Origin of the sequence: Streptomyces sp. NPDC057307 (assembly GCF_042667665.1) — a bacterium.
Taxonomy (GTDB): domain Bacteria; phylum Actinomycetota; class Actinomycetes; order Streptomycetales; family Streptomycetaceae; genus Streptomyces.
The window spans coordinates 172,260-188,787 of the sequence record NZ_JBHUZM010000001.1 but is presented as its reverse complement, the minus strand read 5'-3'; the positions used below and the strand labels follow the sequence as shown (position 1 = coordinate 188,787).

Sequence of the window (16,528 nt, the reverse complement as noted above, 5' to 3'; positions counted from 1 at the left end):
GCCTCACCGACCACTCCGAGGTGCTCCATGCCCCGTGCGCCACAGACTCCCGCCGAGTACTGGGACACGTACATGCCACACCGGGAGGCCGGGGAACAGCCGCGGCCCGTGGTCGGACGTTTCGAGTGGACGCAGTATCCCGGCCACGGCCCGGACCATGAACGGCTCGGCCGACCGGCGACCGCACTGGATCTGGGACCGGCGGAGGGCAAAGAGGCGGTCTGCCTCGCTCGTCAAGGCGTCGAGGTCACCGGTGTGGACCTCTCACCCGTGCAGGTGGCCCGCGCGAGTACCTGGTGGAGGGACGAGCCCCGCCTGACCTTCGTCCACGCCGACGCGACCGAACACCTCGCGACGAACACCGCCACGTACGACGCCGTCTACTCCGTCTGGGGCGCGGTGTGGTTCACCGATCCGGAACGTCTGTTTCCCCTGGTCGCCAAGAGGCTCGCGCCTGGTGGTGTTTTCGCCTTCAGCCAGGCGGAGCCGGCCCCCGGCGCGTACGGGCCGCAACCCATGGGCGGCCCGTGGCTGGAGGGCCGCGGCGGTGAACTGACCGTACTCCGCTGGCAGTACGCGCCCCAGATGTGGGCGGACCTCCTGAAGAGGCACGGTTTCACCGGCGTCACCGCCGACGTGCTACCCGCCCCCGTGCCCGACAGGCTCGGCACACTGCTCGTGACCGCGCGGGGCCCTGTATGACGGGCGGGGTCCGGTCCTACTGGGTGCCTTCGCCGGCGGCGTACGCGACGAAGTCCGTCCAGGCGGTGGGGGTGAGGGTGAGGACGGGGCCGGCGGGGTCCTTGGAGTCGCGGACCGGGACGGTGCCGGTGGTGGGGATGTGGGCGGGGGCCCATTCAAGGCAGTTGTTGCCACCGGTGCCGCTGTAGCTGGACTTGCGCCATGCACGGTTGGGGATGCGTTCTGGCGCGTTCATGGGAGCGGTCCCTCCGTCAGTGGCTAGTGCTCGGCGGCGTACGCGACGAAGCCGGCCCAGGCGGTGGGGGAGATGGCGAGGACGGGTCCCAACGGCTGCTTGCTGTCGCGGACAGGGACGACACCGGGTATCCCGACGGCCATCTGGACGCACTCGCCGCCGTTGCTCTGGCTGTAACTCGAACTCCGCCAGTTCTCTTCCGGGATGTGCGTGGGCTCGATCATGAGTAGCAGTCCTTTGAGATGGAGTCGATCATGTCTGCCGACTCATCCGGCGGTGCGGCCATTGACTTGAGCAGATCATAGGCATCGTTCGCCAGGGTCACGTCGTCGATGTCGGCCAGAAGGTAGCCGCGTGGAAACCCGTCGACGTGAACGATGTCCGAGCCCTCTTTGAAGGACAGCAGGCCGAAGGGGCTGGCCGCCAGGTGGTTGTTCCCTTGGGTCGGCACGATCTGCACGACGTGCGGGGGGCACTGAGCCAGCTCATGAAGGCGCCTGAGCTGCTTCGACATGACGGCTGCGTCGCCCACCGTGTTCCGCAGGACCCCCTCGTTCAGCACAAGCCAAAGCCGTGTTGGCCTCTCCCGCTCAAGGATGCGCTGGCGCTCCATCCGTGCCGTGACGAGGTCGTCGAGGTTGGTCGGACGCCCGGCCTGGAGTACGGCCCGTGCGTACTCCTCGGTCTGGACGATCCCGGGGAGTAGCAGCGGGTGGAACATCTGCAGCTTGGTCGCGGTCCATTCGAGCTCGACGTACCGCCGAAACCACGGCGGGAACGCCCAGCGCAACGCCAGCGGCCACAGCCGTTCGAAACGGCCGTTGGAGTACGGGAACACCCGGTCGCACGTCTCCGCGAACGACAGCGCCGGAACGCGATCGCCCGCTTCGATCTTCGCGACGAGCGAGTAGCCGCAGTGCGCCTCCTTGCCCAACTCGCTGCGCGACATGCCGAGACGTTCGCGTTCCAGCCGTACCTCACAGCCGAAGTGGGCGAGAGGCGACAGCGTCGGATCGGCGTGCTCGACGGTCTCGTTTTCGACGGTCATACGTATCCCCGAACGGTCTTGGGACAGCCACGGCTGTCCAACCGGCCTCCCTGTTCAGCGTACGCGCGACGGCCGATTCTTGATGCACAGACGGTAATGACGCGATGACGGAAGGCGCACCCCTCCATGTGCGAACAGGGACCCGAGCGGCCCGCCCCAACACACCCCGGCACGGCGGAACTTGAAGCCGCCATCCATGCCGGAGGCTTCTGGCGGCTCGTGCCCGAGGGTGTGCCGCGCGTCTATGACCCCGTCACCCGGGAGCTGTTGGAGCGCGTGCTCCACCGATTGAGGCGAGGTACGGAATGACGCAGAGCAACGCCCGCAGGCAACTGGCGCGGCTGACGGAGCGGTTCGGCACGGACGGCGTCCTGGTGGTCCGTACGGACGGGCGCCGTTCCGAGGAGCCGCTGCTCCCCGGGGACGCCGTCCACCGCTGGCCGCCGTGCGAGTGCGGGCACTCGCTGTGCCCGGACTACCGTCCGCCGGAGGAGCGTTCGGGTGGTGCGTAGTGCCGGGTCGCGCCGACCGCTACCGGAGAGGGGTCTCCCCGCCTTCGGTCGTCTCGACCCGCGCGATCGGCAACCCCAGTTCACCCAGCCGCTCAACGGCCCAGGCCACGGCCGCTTCCAGCTGGGGAGCCCGCACTACGCAGGGGAAACGCGTGCCTTGTTGATCCTGCTCCCAGCCGACCTGACCGCCGGCGAGGGCGTCCGCACGGTCGAAACGGTCGGACTGCTCCTGCGTCGGCTCGTGTTCGGGGTACATGACGAACGACCACTCACGCGTCGCCGCTTCGACATCCGACTTCGGCTGCCGATCACCCTTCATACGGTAATCACCTCCGGCCATCCGCAACGAGCGGCAGCCCAAGAGGACACGGGCTCGGAGGCGGTTGTGGCTGAGAGGCGCGGGCACTCGCTGTGCCCGGACTGTTGGCCGCCGGCCCATCCCCTCACCGAGGCGCGCAACAAGCTCGGATCACTCGCCCGCCAGGCTCCGGCCGAGCTGGAAGAGCTCGAATATCAGCGGGTCACCGCGGAGTATCTGGCGAGCAAGGAACGCGGGGAGACCGGCCCCGGTATCCCGCACGACGACGCCCGTCGTCGGATCTTCGGGGCCCCGGCCGGGCCTAGCTGAAGCGCCGGCCCCGCAGTCGGGCGATCTTCGCGTCGTACCCTCGGCGGCGCACCTCCGTGCGCCCCCGTGAGCACACCATCGCGCCGACGCCACCGCATTGGCAACTGCGAATTCGAGGAGACAACGTAGATCGAAGCAATGTCCGGACATCCCGGCATTGCGGGAATCGAAGGAAAGGCATCCATCATGCGACGGTTCACCGGACTCTCTGCCGCGCTCTCACTCGCCGCGGTCGTGGCCATGGCATCCACGCCCAGTGCGCAGGCGTCCCCCGCGAGTCCCGAAACGGCCGCGACGATCACCGCGTATCAGGACTGTCCCGTCGGCTGGTTCTGTGCCTGGGAGGACAGAGGCGGGTGGGGGGACATGGCGCGCTTCCAGCTGGGGTCCGACGACCTTCGTGACTTTCGGCTGAACGACAAGATCTCCTCCGTGTGGAACAGGACCGGCAATACCTTCTGCACGTGGCTGAACATCAACCGCGACGGCGCCACGTGGGCGGTGGGGAACTGGCGGGGTGACACGGTCCAGTACAACCGGGAGGACAACATCAGCTCGCTGTGGGTGGGGGGCTGCTGATCACCCCGCCGGTGCCCCGCCGTCAGGCGATCTTCGCGCCGTACACGTGGTCCACCGTCATCGTCATCAGGACGCGGCGGTCCGACACCATCACCGCGCGGTACTCGTCCCAGTCCGGGTGTTCCCCGGAGGCGCGGCGGTAGTAGTCGACCAGGGCCTCGACCTCCGGGCCGTGGGGGTCGGTGCCGGGGCCCGTGAGGGTGACCGGGCCCTCGGCCGTCGCCCAGGACCAGCCGTCCGGGCTGGTGACCTCCAGGGCGGCCCGGGGGTCCCGGCGCAGGTTCGTCGTCTTCGCGCGGCCCTCCGTCATCGATACGTGGAGGACGCCGGCCTCCTCGTCGTAGAAAGGCATCACGGGGGACAGCTGCGGCAGGCCGTCCGACTTGATCGTGGCGAGGACGCCGAGGCGGCTCGCCGCGAGCAGCGTGCGCGGGTTGAAGGTCATGTCTGTTGATCCCGTTCTTCCGAGGGCTTGGCGGGCTTGGACTGCTTGCGGAACTGCTCGATCAGCGTCGCGTAACCCTCGCCGCCATGACCGGCCGCCACGGCCCGGTCCGCGAAGGACTTCATGAACTTCGGGAACTCTGCGCTCACGCCGAGGGCTTCACTCTCGTGGACGAGGTGGCCCATCGACGCCACATGGGTGTCCAGCGTGGCATCGACGGCCGGGTACGCGCCCGTGTCGATCTGTTCCGCGTAGCCGCCGACCCAGTCCGCCACCGTTTTGATGCTCCGGGTCGCGAGCGGCGCGAACGTCGAGGCGTCCACCCCCGCCGCGCCGAGCACGGCGGCGCCCTGCAGGAAGCTGTTCAGGATGCCCCACATCAGGCCCAGCACCGCCACGTCGTGCAGCGACGACAGACCGTGGTCCTCGCCGAGGTGCGTCGTGCCCCCGCCGAGAAGCCTGAGGGTCGGCTCGTGCGCCTCGAAGGCCGCGCGCGGCCCGCTGTGGAGGATGACGGCGTCCGCCGTGCCGACGCCGTCCGGGTCCGCCAGTATCGCGCCGTCGAGGTACGTACTGCCGTGCCCCGCCGCCCACTTGGCCGTCGCGCGGGCTCCCTCGGACGTGCCCGACGTCAGGTTCACCAGGACGCGGCCGTCGAGTACGTCGCCCAGCGGGTCGAGCAGCGCGTGGACGGCGTCGTAGTCGGACACGCAGACGACCACGAGCGGGCTCGCCGCGACGGCGTCGGTGACCGAATCGGCGAGCTTCGCGCCCTTGGCGACCAGCGGTTCGGCCTTGGCCGCCGTACGGTTCCACACGGTTGTGGGGTGGCCCTCGTGGAGAAACGTCTCGGCCAGCGCCCGGCCCATCAGGCCCAGGCCGACGACCGTCACGGGTGCGGCAGCGTTCATTCTTCGCTCCTCGGTATGGCTGGGGTGCGCGTGACAGAATCCTCAACGTTCATACCGATATGAAGGTCAAGGGGGAGCCGACATGCTGATCGGGGAGCTGAGCCGGCGGACGCGCGTCAACGCTCATCAATTGCGGTACTACGAGGCCCAGGGCCTGCTCGAACCGGAGCGCGGCGCCAACGGCTACCGCGAGTACGGGAGCGATGCCGTCGTGACCGTGACACAGATCAGAAGGCTGCTCGAAGCGGGCCTCTCGACGGAGCAGATCGCGTTCCTGCTGCCCTGCGCGACCGGCGTGGGGCCCGAACTCATGCCGTGCGACGACGTCTTGGAGATGCTTCGGGCACGCCAGCGGGGACTGGACGACCACATCGACACGCTGCTGCGTTCGCGCCGGACGCTGCAGGAGTTCATCGAAGCCACCGAGCGGCAGGCATCGCCGTACGTCCTGTCCGGGGCGTGCGACGCCTGAGTACGCCGTGGGCGCGTCGGAGCCGCGTCGGAGCCGCGCCGGAAAATGGCCCACCGGGCCGTGGGAATCCCACGACCCGGTGGTGAGCGGCCGGTAGCCGGTACGGCGCGACCGCGGTTGTCAGTCCCGCTCGTTCGGCGGCACGTAGTACGGGTTCTCCACGTACTCGCCCCAACTGCCGTCGTCCTGGAGCGTCCAGGCGCCCTTGATGTACGAGGAGTCGATCCCGCCGGGGAAGGCGATCTCGTTCTCGCTGGACCAGCGACTGTTGTCGCCGAACGTCGCGTTGACGTCGATTCCGCCCGGCGCGTCGATGTCGTACCGGTACTTGGCTTCGTACTGCAGATCAGGTTCGTCGTTCGTCGTCGTCCCGACGAACGCCGAGTCCGTGTTCTGCGTGACGTAGTCGTACAGATTCGAGTACTTCGGGTCCTTCGGCTCGAAGTCGTTCACGAAGATCTCTTTGGGGGGACGGTTGTCGAAGCGGTACAGGGGCTTGTCGTTGTCGCGCCAGACCACCTCGTCCGGGATGCCCGACGTATTCACGTCGGGGTCGGCCGCCACCTCCGGGTGAGGGTTGGGCTTCCGGAGCCCGCAGCTGTCCCCCTCCGTCTCGGGGCCCGGCTCCGGCTCGTCCTCGGGCTCGTCCTCCGGCTCATCCTCGGGTTCGTCCTGCGGCTTGTCCGGCGGCGGATGGACCGGCTCGTCTGTGAGTCCGATCTTGTTCTGGAGCCTGTCTTTCGCGTCCTGGAAGGTGTCGACGCCGGAGAGGGAGAACCCGGACACCGCGTCCAGCAAGCCCAGCGGGGAAGGGGCTCCGGAGCCGGCCGCGTAGACGACCTCACCACCGGCCGAGGCGAGTGCGTAGCGCCCGCTGCCGGCTGCGCGCAGGGTGGGAGGGACGACAACGTCCGTACGAGACTCGTCCCAGGAGATCAGGCGGCGCCCGCCACCGCCGCCGGAGATCCCACCGATGCCGCCGGAGACCGCACCTCCGCTGTTACCGCCGCCGGAGTCACCACCGCCTGAGTCACCACCGCCGGAGCTGCCGCCGTTTGAGCCGCCGCCGTTGGAGCCGTCCAGGCAGTCGTTTTCCTCGTCCTCGTCCTCGTCGTCTTCGTCATCGTCGTTGTCGTCGTTGTCCTCCGACCCGCCGGTGGACGAACTGCCGCCGGAGGAGCCGCCGCTGCTCGAACCGCCGCCGGAGGATGAGCCACCGCCGGACGAACCGCCGGAGGAGCCGCCGCCGATGAGGCCGCCGATCAGTCCGCCACTGGTGAATCCACCGATGAGCCCGCCACTGGCCATCCCGCCGATGGAGCCGGCGCCACCGTTGGACCCGCCGCCGTTGGAACCACCACCACTGGAGCCGCCGCCGGAGCTTTTGCCGCCGGACGAGCCGCCGGAGTTGGAGCTGCCGCCGTTGCTGGAGGATCCGCCACTGGAGGAACCGCCGCCGGCGACGACGCCGTTGTCGTCATCGTCGTCATCCGAACCGCCGCTGTTGGAGCCGCCGGAGGAGGAGTTGCCGCCGTTGTTCCCGCCGCCGCTGGAGGAGCCACCACCGGACGAACCGCCGCTGTTGGAACCGCCGCTGTTGGAACCACCGCTGTTGGAGCCGCCGCCGGAGGCGCCGCCGGTGTCGTCATCGTCATCGTCTGACCCGCCGCTGTCCGACCCGCCGGAGTTGGAGCTACCGCCGTTGTTGGAGCCTCCGCCGTTCGAACCGCCGGAGTTGTTGCCGCCGCCGTCGGACCCGCCGCCTGAGGAGGAGCCCCCGCCGCTGTTCCCGCTACCGCCGCCGTTCGAACCGCCGCCGCTGGCCCCGCCAACGTTGTCATCGCCGCCCGAGTCGCCGCCGCCGCCGTTGTTCCCACCGCCGTTGGACCCGCCGCCTGACGAGGAGCCCCCGCCGTTGGCGCCGCCGCCGTTGTCACCGCCGCCGGAGTCGCCTCCGCCGTTGTTCCCACCGCCGCCGTTGGCACCGCTTCCGCCGTTCGAACCCCCGCCACCATTGGCGCTACCGCCGCCGTTGTCTCCTCCGCCGTTGTTGCCGTCGCCCGCGACCGTCGTCGCTTCGCAGTCGCCGCCCAGGATGTTGCAGACCTGCGTCCGCAGCCCGTCGGAAATCGCGGGTGCCACACCACTGAACAACAGGGTCCCGACGATGAGCGCGACCAGGCCCACCATGCCCACGTACTCGACCGTCGACTGCCCCCGGTTACGACGCCAGGTGATCAGATGCGGAACCGACGGCACCGCCACCCGGCGCAACCGCTCCCACGTCCACCGCGGCCTCACCACCCGCTCCTCCGCCGGCAGCGCGAACCACGACCGGCTCGCCCCCACACCCACCAACCCCAGCAGCACACCCGGCAGCAGCAACTGGCTGACACCCCGTGCCGAACCCCCGTACAAGTTCACGACGCCACCCACCAGCAACCACACCTGCAGAGCGACCAACGCGAACCACACCACCCTCCCCCCGGTCCACAACCGCCCCGCCAGCACCACCGCCACCACACCCGGCACCACCGCGTACACCGCCGCCACAGCCACCGCAACCGACACACGCGAACCCAGCCCCAGCAGCGAGTCCAGCACACCCACGCCACCCAACAGCGTCAACCCGAACATCAAATACAACAGAACCCGGGTTGCGGCCAGTGATCGCGGCAACTCCCATCGGTGTCCTGGGGTGCCGGCCTGGAACGCCAGGCCCTGTGAGTCCGACAACGGAGAAACCTTTCAGCAACTGCTTTAGATGTCCGGCCCCTCACCGGGTTCAGCCGTGACGCGTACCTCGCCACGGTATGTACGGGCGAGACCCATTACGAAGGGTCCAGGGGCCCACGTCGGGCCCAAGATCGGCTGTCCGGACAGCTCGTGGTCGGGGAGCCTCCGGAGGAAATGAAGGGTGCCGTCCTGGTGCCCGGAAATCTCCCCCCACGTATGGATTACTTTGGAGTCTCCCGGACGAGGCATTAGGTTAGGCTCGCCTAACAATTGGCCGGACTGTAAGGCATCCGTCGACGTTCTTGGCCGATCCGTCTATCTGGAGGGGGCGCTCGTACCCTGATACCGCGGGCCGCCAGCCGAAACCGGTCGATCCCCCACCCCCCAACCGAGGTTGAAACCGTCGTGTCCGTCCAGTTCCCGCCCTCCGCCGCGCCGCTCGTCGCCCACCCCGTGGACGTCCTGCCGGCCGCCGTCCGCAGCCGACTGCTGGAGCTGGCGCGCGGCGCCGAGCCCGTGTCGGCGTACGTGTACGACGGAGAGGTCGCCGCCGCGCGGGCCCGGGAGTTGCGGGCCGCGCTGCCCGACTGGGCGGCCGTCTACTACGCGGTGAAGGCCAACTCCTTCCCCGGCGTCGTCCGCGCCCTCGCCCCGTACGTCGACGGCTTCGAGGTCGCGTCCGTGACCGAGCTGGAACTCGCCCTGGCGACGGGCGGGTTCACGGGCACCCCCGCCGTCGTCGCCGCCGGGCCCGCCAAGTCCGTGCCCGTCCTCACCGCTCTCGTGCGCGCCCGCGTCGAGGCCGTCAACGCCGAGAGCCTGCTGGAACTCCACCGGATCAGCCGTATCGCCGTCGCCGAAGGCGTCACCGCGCGCGTCGCGCTGCGCGTCAATCCGGCCGACATCCCGATCAGCGGCTCGCTCCACATGGGCGGCGCGCCCTCGCAGTTCGGTGTCGCCGAGCCCGACGTACCCGGTGTGCTCGACGCCGCCCGCGGACTCCCCGGCCTCGACATCGTCGGCTTCCACATCCACGCCGCGTCGAACAACCTCGACGCCGACACCCATGCGGCGTACCTTCGTTGGTGCGTCGAGTGGAGCGTGACCACGGCAGCCGCTACCGGCATCGAGCTGCGGCACGTCGACATCGGCGGCGGCATAGGCGTCGCCTTCGAGGGCGAGACCCCCTTCGACATGGCCCGGTTCGGTGAACTCATCGCGCTCGTCGAGCCACCCGTGGGGGTGAAGGTCGTGCTGGAGCCCGGCCGGTTCCTGGTCGCGGACTGCGGCTGGTACGCGGCCGAGGTGACGGACGTCAAAGCCTCGTACGGCGAGTGGTTCGCCGTACTGCGTGGCGGAATCAACCACTTCCAGCTGCCCACCTCGTGGGACATCGTGCACAACGTCGCAGTCCTGCCCGTCGACGCGTGGGAGGCGGGCGAGGAGTGTCCGAGGCCCGCCGCGGAACATACGCGTGTCACCGTCGTGGGCGAGCTGTGCACACCAGAGGACACCCTGCTTCGGGACGTCCTCGTCGAGCGGGTGCGCGCGGGTGATCTCGTCGTCTTCCCCAACGCCGGTTCCTACGGGTGGGAGTTCGCCATGCACTCCTTCCTCGGGCACCCGGTCGCCGGGCGGCAGCTGCTCTAGGGCGTGCCTCGTCAGGGCGTGTCTCCTCGGGACGTGTCCTACAGGGCGTGTCTTTCCGGGGGCGTGTCTTCAGGGCCCACGCCTCTTCTCCCTCCTCACCCTCATCATCCGGAGCCGTTCCATGACCGTTCCCGCTGTCACGTTGCCCGCGGCCGCGCCGTCCGCCGCCGGGCGACCCGCGGAAGCCACCGCCGACTCCATCCTGGAGCGGCAGCGGGCCAGGGAGTCGTCCGCCCGTACGTACGCCCGTTCCTTCCCGATCGTCCCGGCCCGCGCCCACGGCATGACCATCGAGGGCACCGACGGCCGGCGCTATCTCGACTGCCTCTCCGGCGCCGGAACGCTCGCGCTCGGCCACAACCACCCCGTCGTGCGCGAGGCCATCCAGCGCACGCTCGACAGCGGGGCCCCGCTGCACGTGCTCGACCTCGCGACGCCCGAGAAGGACGACTTCACGGACGCGCTGTTCGGGACGCTTCCGAAGGCGTTCGCCGACCGCGCCCGTGTGCACTTCTGCGGTCCCGCCGGGACGGACGCCGTCGAGGCCGCGCTGAAGCTGACACAGACGGCGACCGGCCGGCGCGGGGTGCTCGCGTTCACCGGGGCGTACCACGGGATGACGGCGGGCGCGCTGGCGACGACCGGCAGCGTGGCCGTCAAGGAGCCGGTGCCGGGCGGGGGCGCGGCGGGTGGTGAGGTGACGCGGCTGCCGTACCCGTACGCGTACCGCTGCCCGTTCGGCGTCGGCGGCGAGCGCGGCGCGGAGCTGGCGGCGACGTACACCGAACGGCTGCTGGACGATCCGTCGGGCGGCGTCGTACGGCCGGCGGCGATGATCCTCGAAGCGGTCCAGGGCGAGGGCGGGGCCGTGCCCGCGCCCGACGGGTGGCTGCGCGAGATGCGGCGGATCACGCGCGAGCGCGACATCCCGCTGATCGTGGACGAGGTGCAGACCGGTGTCGGGCGCACCGGTGCCTACTGGGCGGTCGAGCACAGCGGCGTCGTGCCCGACGTGATGGTGATGTCGAAGGCGATCGGCGGCGGGCTGCCGTTGGCGGTGATCGTGTACGACCAGGAGTACGACGGGTGGCTGCCCGGCGCGCACACCGGCACGTTCCGGGGCAACACGCTGGCGATGGCGACGGGCGCGGCGACGCTCCGGTACGTCACGGGCGAAGGTCTCGTGGAGCGGGCGGCGACGGTCGGCGCGCGGATGTCGGCGCGGCTGGAGGGGCTGCGGTCCGAACTGCCGCTGATCGGCGACGTGCGCGGACGAGGACTGATGATCGGCGTCGAAATCGTCGACCCGGAGGGGCCGTTGGACTCGTGCGGGTCCCGGCCGGTGGCGCCGGAGCTGGCGGCGCGGGTCCAGGAGGGTTGTCTGCGACGGGGGTTGATCCTGGAGCTGGGCGGGCGGTTCGGGTCGACGGTGCGGCTGCTGCCGCCGCTGGTGATCACGGACGAGGAGGCGGAATCGGTGCTGGAGAGGCTGACGGACGCGATCGTCGAGGCGTCCTCCTCCCGTGTCGCGGGGCGGGCGGCGTGACGACTCAGGCGCTGGGCGCCGCCGTCGAGGAAGCACTGCGGGCACTGCGACCGGCGACGGGCACGGAGTTGTCGGGCGGCGTGGGCGGCGCGGCGGCTCTGGAGCCCCTGGTACGTGAGGTGTTGGACGCGCTCGCGGAGGGCGCGGCCCGGCGCGGGGGGCCGGTCGCGGCCGCCTCGCCGGGCGGGATCACGGCGGGCGTGGCCGAGGCGTTCGGCGCCGCGAGCGGTGCCGGGGCGCTCGGCCGGCTCACCGAGGTCCTCGCGTACGGCAGCGCGGACCCGGCCGACCCCGCCTGCGCGGCGCATCTGCACTGCCCGCCGCTGGCCGTCGCCGTCGCCGCCGACCTGGCGGTGTCCGCGCTGAACCCCTCGCAGGACTCGTGGGACCAGGCACCGGCCGCAACCGCCCTGGAAACGCTGCTCCTTGAGGAGTTGGCGGGCATGCTCGGGTACGACCCCGCCGCGGCGGCGGGTGTGCTGACCTCGGGCGGTACCGAGTCCAACCTGATGGGCCTGATGCTGGCCAGGGACCGGGTGCTGGGCGCCGCGACGGGCCGGCAGATCGAGATGACGGGTGTGCCGAGGGGGCTGGGTGCGGGTTTGGGGTCGGCGGCCGGGGCGCGGCCCCGGATCCTGGCGTCCGCCGCGGCGCACTTCTCGGTGCAGCGGGCGGCGGCCCTGCTCGGGCTCGGCGAGGACTCGGTGATCCCGGTCGCGGTCGACTCCCAACTCCGAATGAGGACAAGCGCGTTGACGGCGGCGCTGGAGCGCTGCGTCGAGCGCGGACAACTGCCGGTCGCGATCGTCGCGACCGCCGGTACGACCGACACCGGGGCGTTCGACCCGCTGCGGAAGTGCGCGGAGCTGGCGGCGGAGTACGGGGCCTGGCTGCACGTGGACGCCGCGTACGGGGGCGGCGCGCTGCTGTCCGACCGGCTGGCACCCCTGCTGGACGGCATCGAACTGGCCGACTCCGTCTCCCTGGACTGGCACAAGCTGGGCTGGCAGCCGGCCGCCGCGGGGATCTTCCTGGTGCGGAAGTCGGAGACGTACGCCTCGCTCGCCCGCCGCGCGGTCTATCTGAACCCGGCGGACGACGAGGAGGCGGGCTATCCGAGCCTGCTGGGTCTGTCCCTGCGTACGACGCGCCGCGCGGACGCCTTCAAGATCGCGGTGACGCTGCGGACGCTGGGCCGGGAGGGTCTGGGGCGGCTGGTCGACGCGTGCCACGAGCTGGCGGTGGCGGGGGCACGGGCGGTGGCCGCGCATCCGAGGCTGGAGCTGCACGGCGGCGGCGGGCCCGACGGCGGGGATCCGGTGCTGACGGCGTTCCTGTTCCGGTACGTGCCGGAGGGGGCGGAGGACGAGGCGGTGGACGAGGCGGTGGACGAGGCCCGCGTCGATCAGCTGAACGCTTCGCTGCGGCGGCGGTTGCTGAGGGAGGGCGGCGCGGTGGTGGGCCGTACGGAGCTGCCGGGGGAGGGGCCGGGGCGCGTACGACTGAAGCTGACGCTGCTGAACCCGTACACGACGGCGGTGGAGGTGGAGCGGTTGCTGGACGCGGTGGTGGCGGCGGGTGTGGCGGAGGAGGGGGCGTGAGCGGGGAGGCCGGTGGGCGGGGCGCTGCGGCGGACTCCGACCGGGGCGCTGCCCCGGACCCCGCTCCTCAAACGCCGGAGGGGCTGAAATGGTCCTCTGGTCCCAGCAGCGAGGCCGAGGGGCTGAAATGGTCCGCCGGTCCCGGAAGGGGCGAAGGGCTGGTTGAGCCCGGAAGGCTGAGTGAGGGCGAGGAGTTGGATGGCGCGCCGGCGGTGGGGCGAACGGAGGGGCCGAAGGGGCTTGATCCCCTCGATCATCCCGATCCGCTCCGCGCCGCCGACTCCGCCGCCACCGAGACGCTGCTGCGCGCGTACGTCCGGGAGACCGGCGTCGAAGTGCCGTGCACCGGCGCGGTGTTGTACCTGTCGCTGCCGTGCAGCGCGCTGACCCTGCGCGTGCGGGTGCTGTACCGGTCCGACACCGGGTGGCACCGGTTCGGGGCCGTCCGCGTCGTCACCTCCGCCGACCGGGGTGGCGGCAGCCTGCCCGCCGATGTCTCGCTCGTCGCCGCCGCGCTCGTCCGGGAGTCCACCCTCGGGCGCGGCGCGCTGCCGCATCTCGGTGGGGACGCCGTCGCGCGCGTGCTCGACTCCGCCGCGCGGACCGGGGCCCACCTCGTTCGGCGCCGGGCCGAGGAGCCGGGAACGCGCGGCCCGACGCCCTTCCTCGACGCCGAGCAGGCGCTGCTCCTGGGGCACCCGTTCCATCCCGCGCCCAAGAGCCGCGAGGAAGCCTCGGACGTCGAACTCGACTCGTACTCACCGGAGTTGCGCGGGTCCCTCCCGCTGCACTGGTTCGCCGTGCACCCGGACATCCTCGTCGGCGAGAGCGCCGACGGCCGTACTCCCGCCGAGTTGCTGCGCCCCCTCACCGCCGGGCTCGACCTGCGGGTGCCGGACGGGATGGCCGTGGTGCCCGCGCATCCGTGGCAGGCCAGGGACGTCCTCGCGCGGCCCGCCGTCGCCGCGCTCGTCGACGCCGGGTTGCTGCGGCCCCTGGGACCCGCCGGGCCCGACTGGCACCCGACGTCTTCCGTACGGACCGTGCACCGGCCCGACGCCGACGTCATGCTGAAGCTCTCCCTCGGCATGCGCATCACCAACTCCCGCCGCAACAACCTCCGTAGCGAGATGCGCCTCGGTGTGCGGGCCGCGCGGCTGCTGGCCGCCGGGCCCGCCGAGAGGCTGCGCGCCGAGCACCCGGAGTTCGGGATACTGCGCGACTTCGGGTGGGTGTCGGCGGGCCGCGACACGGAGACCGGGTTGGAGACCGCCGTACGCGACAACCCCTTCCGGCGCGGCGGCCCCCAGGGTCTCTGCGTCGCCGGGCTGGTCGCCGAGCGCACCGGGCCCGGCGACGGGTCGCCGCCCCCGTACCGCGCGCTGCTCGCCGAGGCCGTCGCCCGTACCGCCCGCGCCCACGGCGTCTCGACCGCCGAGGCGTCCGCGCGCTGGCTGGCCGCGTATCTCGACGTACTCGCCGTGCCGCTCATCAGGCTGCACGCCTGGTACGGGATCGCGCTGGAACCGCACCACCAGAACACCCTCGTCGCGCTCGACGCGCACGGACTGCCGCGCGCGGGCTGGTACCGCGACAGCCAGGGCTACTACGTCGCCGCCTCCCACGCGGCTTCCGTGGAGCGACTGTTGCCCGGCGCGGCCGACGGGCTCGATCTCGTCTTCGAGGACGCGTTCGTGGACGAGCGCGTCGCGTACTACCTCGGCATCAACAACCTCCTCGGCCTCGTCGGCGCGTTCGGCGCGCGCGGGCTGGCCGACGAGGGCGACCTGTTGCGTGTGCTGCGCGCCCGGCTGGAGCGGCTGCGGGCCGCCGAGCCCGGGGCGAAGGGGCTGCTCGACCTGCTGCTCGACGCGCCCGTGCTGCGGTGCAAGGGCAACTATCTGACCTGCGTGGACGGGCTCGACGAGCTTGTCGGGGACGTCCAGTCCCAGTCCGTCTACGTCGACCTGACCAACCCCCTCGCGGAGGCCCGCCGGTGACCGAGTCCACCCCCCACGCGCATGATGTGCACGACGCGCATGATGTGCACGACGCGCGTGATGTGCACGACACGCACGACGTGTACGACCTGGTCGGCGTCGGGATCGGCCCGTTCAACCTCTCGCTCGCCGCGCTCGCGGACGGTGCGCCGGAGCTGCGCACGCTGTTCCTCGACGCGAAGCCCGCCTTCTCCTGGCACCCCGGCCTGCTGATGGAGGGCACCACCCTCCAAGTCCCCTTCCTGGCGGACCTGGTGACGATGGTCGACCCGACGAGCCCGTGGTCGTACCTCAACTACCTGCGCCATCACGACCGGATGTTCCCCTTCTTCTTCTCGGAGCGCTTCCACATACCGCGCCGCGAGTACGACGCCTACTGCCGCTGGGTCTCGGACGCGCTGCCGTCCTGCCAATTCGACGCGCAGGTGGAGCAGTTGGGCTGGGACGAGACGGACGACGTGTTCGTCGTCGCCCATCGCGCGGCGGACGGGACCCGTACACGGGTGCGCGCCCGGCAGATCGTCCTCGGGGTGGGGACGAACCCGGTCGTGCCGGAGCCGCTGCGTCCGCTGCTCGCGGACGGCGGGCACAAGGGCCGTGTTCTGCACAGCGCCGACTACCGCACGCACCGCGCGCGGCTCGCGGCCTGCGACGACGTGACCGTCATCGGGGCCGGCCAGTCCGGCGCGGAGGTCGCGCTTGACCTGCTGCGGCACCAGGACGGAGACGGGGCGGGCGGACCGTATGTCCGCTGGCTCGCCCGCACGAACGCGTTCGCACCGATGGAGTACTCCAAGATCGGCCTCGAACACTTCACGCCCGACTACATCCGCTACTTCCGCGCCCTCCCCGAGGAGCGGCGGGAACAGCTCGTGGCGGAGCAGTGGCAGCTCTACAAGGGCGTCAGCGAGGAGACGCTGGCCGAACTGCACGACGAGTTGTACGAGCGGACGATCGGCGGTGCGGAGCCAAGAGCCGCGCTGCATCCGGGGGTTGCCATCGTCGCCGCCGAAGTCGCCCAGGACGGCTTTTTGCTGACGTGTCGTCACACCCAGCAGGACGCGCTCTTCGAGATCCGTACGTCCGCGATCGTGTCGGCGACCGGCTACGCGGCGTCGCGCCCCGCGTTCCTGGACAGCGCCCTGGTGGACTGGGACGACAAGGGCCGCTATCGCATAGACGGCGACTACCGCGTCGCGCTCGACCCCCGGGTCTCGGGCGGGCTGTACGTCCAGAACGCCGAGCTGCACACGCACGGCGTCGGCGCGCCCGACCTGACGCTCGGCGCCTGGCGGGCGGCGACGATCCTGAACGCGGTGGCGGGCCGCACGGTACTGCGGGTGCCGCACCACGCGGCGTGGACGACATTCGGGGTCCCGCGTGCGGAGTCCGGGTCCCGGTCCCAGTCCGACGGCGACTCCGGTGCCGTCCCGGCGGCGGTCGTCCGGCCCTGAGAGTCTGGA

17 protein-coding genes are annotated in these 16,528 nt (G+C 71.1%); 10 read left to right on the top strand and 7 right to left on the bottom strand.

Annotated elements, in window-relative coordinates; genetic code table 11:
• Positions 1-27: 27 nt before the first annotated feature.
• On the top strand, positions 28-702 hold the full coding sequence (locus ACFUN8_RS00820; RefSeq protein WP_383629695.1) for a class I SAM-dependent methyltransferase: 675 nt from the start codon (positions 28-30) through the stop codon (positions 700-702).
• A gap of 16 nt (positions 703-718) precedes the next feature.
• On the opposite strand, the gene ACFUN8_RS00815 is transcribed toward ACFUN8_RS00820, so the two are convergent.
• The 3 genes from ACFUN8_RS00815 to ACFUN8_RS00805 are packed head-to-tail and all read right to left on the bottom strand — an operon-like array spanning position 719 to position 1,985.
• Positions 719-937 (bottom strand): DUF397 domain-containing protein, encoded by a 219-nt coding sequence (locus tag ACFUN8_RS00815; protein WP_383629694.1) that lies wholly within the window; start codon positions 935-937, stop codon positions 719-721.
• 23 nt (positions 938-960) lie between these two features.
• On the bottom strand, positions 961-1,161 hold the full coding sequence (locus tag ACFUN8_RS00810) for a DUF397 domain-containing protein (protein WP_383629692.1): 201 nt from the start codon (positions 1,159-1,161) through the stop codon (positions 961-963).
• A complete protein-coding gene (locus ACFUN8_RS00805; protein ID WP_383629690.1) occupies positions 1,158-1,985 on the bottom strand; it encodes a Scr1 family TA system antitoxin-like transcriptional regulator in 828 nt (275 codons plus the stop codon). Before ACFUN8_RS00805 ends, ACFUN8_RS00810 begins: the two co-directional genes overlap by 4 nt.
• Before the next feature lie 305 nt (positions 1,986-2,290).
• Here ACFUN8_RS00805 and ACFUN8_RS00800 point away from each other — a divergent pair, with 305 nt between their 5' ends.
• Positions 2,291-2,497: a hypothetical protein gene (locus ACFUN8_RS00800; RefSeq protein ID WP_383629688.1), complete on the top strand. Its 207-nt coding sequence runs from the start codon at positions 2,291-2,293 to the stop codon at positions 2,495-2,497.
• A 19-nt stretch (positions 2,498-2,516) separates the two neighbouring features.
• On the opposite strand, the gene ACFUN8_RS00795 is transcribed toward ACFUN8_RS00800, so the two are convergent.
• Positions 2,517-2,816, bottom strand: a complete 300-nt coding sequence (locus tag ACFUN8_RS00795; protein ID WP_383629686.1) for a hypothetical protein — start codon at positions 2,814-2,816, stop codon at positions 2,517-2,519.
• Positions 2,817-2,882: 66 nt separating this feature from the next.
• On the opposite strand from ACFUN8_RS00795, the gene ACFUN8_RS00790 reads away from it, so the two are divergent.
• Both ACFUN8_RS00790 and ACFUN8_RS00785 read left to right on the top strand, forming a co-directional pair.
• Positions 2,883-3,125: a hypothetical protein gene (locus ACFUN8_RS00790; protein ID WP_383629684.1), complete on the top strand. Its 243-nt coding sequence runs from the start codon at positions 2,883-2,885 to the stop codon at positions 3,123-3,125.
• Positions 3,126-3,311: 186 nt separating this feature from the next.
• The gene (locus tag ACFUN8_RS00785) at positions 3,312-3,704 is read left to right on the top strand and encodes a peptidase inhibitor family I36 protein (protein ID WP_383629682.1); all 393 of its coding nucleotides are present in this window, start codon (positions 3,312-3,314) and stop codon (positions 3,702-3,704) included.
• A gap of 22 nt (positions 3,705-3,726) precedes the next feature.
• On the opposite strand, the gene ACFUN8_RS00780 is transcribed toward ACFUN8_RS00785, so the two are convergent.
• The gene (locus ACFUN8_RS00780; protein ID WP_382572018.1) at positions 3,727-4,149 is read right to left on the bottom strand and encodes a PPOX class F420-dependent oxidoreductase; all 423 of its coding nucleotides are present in this window, start codon (positions 4,147-4,149) and stop codon (positions 3,727-3,729) included.
• On the bottom strand, positions 4,146-5,060 hold the full coding sequence (locus ACFUN8_RS00775) for an NAD(P)-dependent oxidoreductase (RefSeq protein ID WP_383629679.1): 915 nt from the start codon (positions 5,058-5,060) through the stop codon (positions 4,146-4,148). Before ACFUN8_RS00775 ends, ACFUN8_RS00780 begins: the two co-directional genes overlap by 4 nt.
• 82 nt (positions 5,061-5,142) lie before the next feature.
• On the opposite strand from ACFUN8_RS00775, the gene ACFUN8_RS00770 reads away from it, so the two are divergent.
• Positions 5,143-5,532, top strand: a complete 390-nt coding sequence (locus tag ACFUN8_RS00770) for a MerR family transcriptional regulator (RefSeq protein WP_383629677.1) — start codon at positions 5,143-5,145, stop codon at positions 5,530-5,532.
• A gap of 120 nt (positions 5,533-5,652) precedes the next feature.
• On the opposite strand, the gene ACFUN8_RS00765 is transcribed toward ACFUN8_RS00770, so the two are convergent.
• Positions 5,653-8,160, bottom strand: a complete 2,508-nt coding sequence (locus ACFUN8_RS00765; RefSeq protein ID WP_383629676.1) for a hypothetical protein — start codon at positions 8,158-8,160, stop codon at positions 5,653-5,655.
• A 513-nt stretch (positions 8,161-8,673) separates the two neighbouring features.
• Here ACFUN8_RS00765 and ACFUN8_RS00760 point away from each other — a divergent pair.
• The 5 genes from ACFUN8_RS00760 to ACFUN8_RS00740 all read left to right on the top strand — a co-directional run bounded on the left by ACFUN8_RS00760 (position 8,674) and on the right by ACFUN8_RS00740 (position 16,519).
• The gene (locus ACFUN8_RS00760; RefSeq protein ID WP_383629674.1) at positions 8,674-9,918 is read left to right on the top strand and encodes an alanine racemase; all 1,245 of its coding nucleotides are present in this window, start codon (positions 8,674-8,676) and stop codon (positions 9,916-9,918) included.
• 121 nt (positions 9,919-10,039) lie between these two features.
• Positions 10,040-11,464: a diaminobutyrate--2-oxoglutarate transaminase gene (locus tag ACFUN8_RS00755; RefSeq protein WP_383629672.1), complete on the top strand. Its 1,425-nt coding sequence runs from the start codon at positions 10,040-10,042 to the stop codon at positions 11,462-11,464.
• Positions 11,461-13,065 (top strand): pyridoxal phosphate-dependent decarboxylase family protein, encoded by a 1,605-nt coding sequence (locus tag ACFUN8_RS00750; protein WP_383629670.1) that lies wholly within the window; start codon positions 11,461-11,463, stop codon positions 13,063-13,065. Before ACFUN8_RS00755 ends, ACFUN8_RS00750 begins: the two co-directional genes overlap by 4 nt.
• A gap of 212 nt (positions 13,066-13,277) precedes the next feature.
• Positions 13,278-15,065, top strand: coding sequence for an IucA/IucC family protein (locus tag ACFUN8_RS00745; RefSeq protein WP_383629668.1), 1,788 nt, complete (start codon positions 13,278-13,280; stop codon positions 15,063-15,065).
• Positions 15,062-16,519, top strand: coding sequence for a lysine N(6)-hydroxylase/L-ornithine N(5)-oxygenase family protein (locus ACFUN8_RS00740; protein ID WP_383629666.1), 1,458 nt, complete (start codon positions 15,062-15,064; stop codon positions 16,517-16,519). Before ACFUN8_RS00745 ends, ACFUN8_RS00740 begins: the two co-directional genes overlap by 4 nt.
• Positions 16,520-16,528 lie beyond the last annotated feature (9 nt).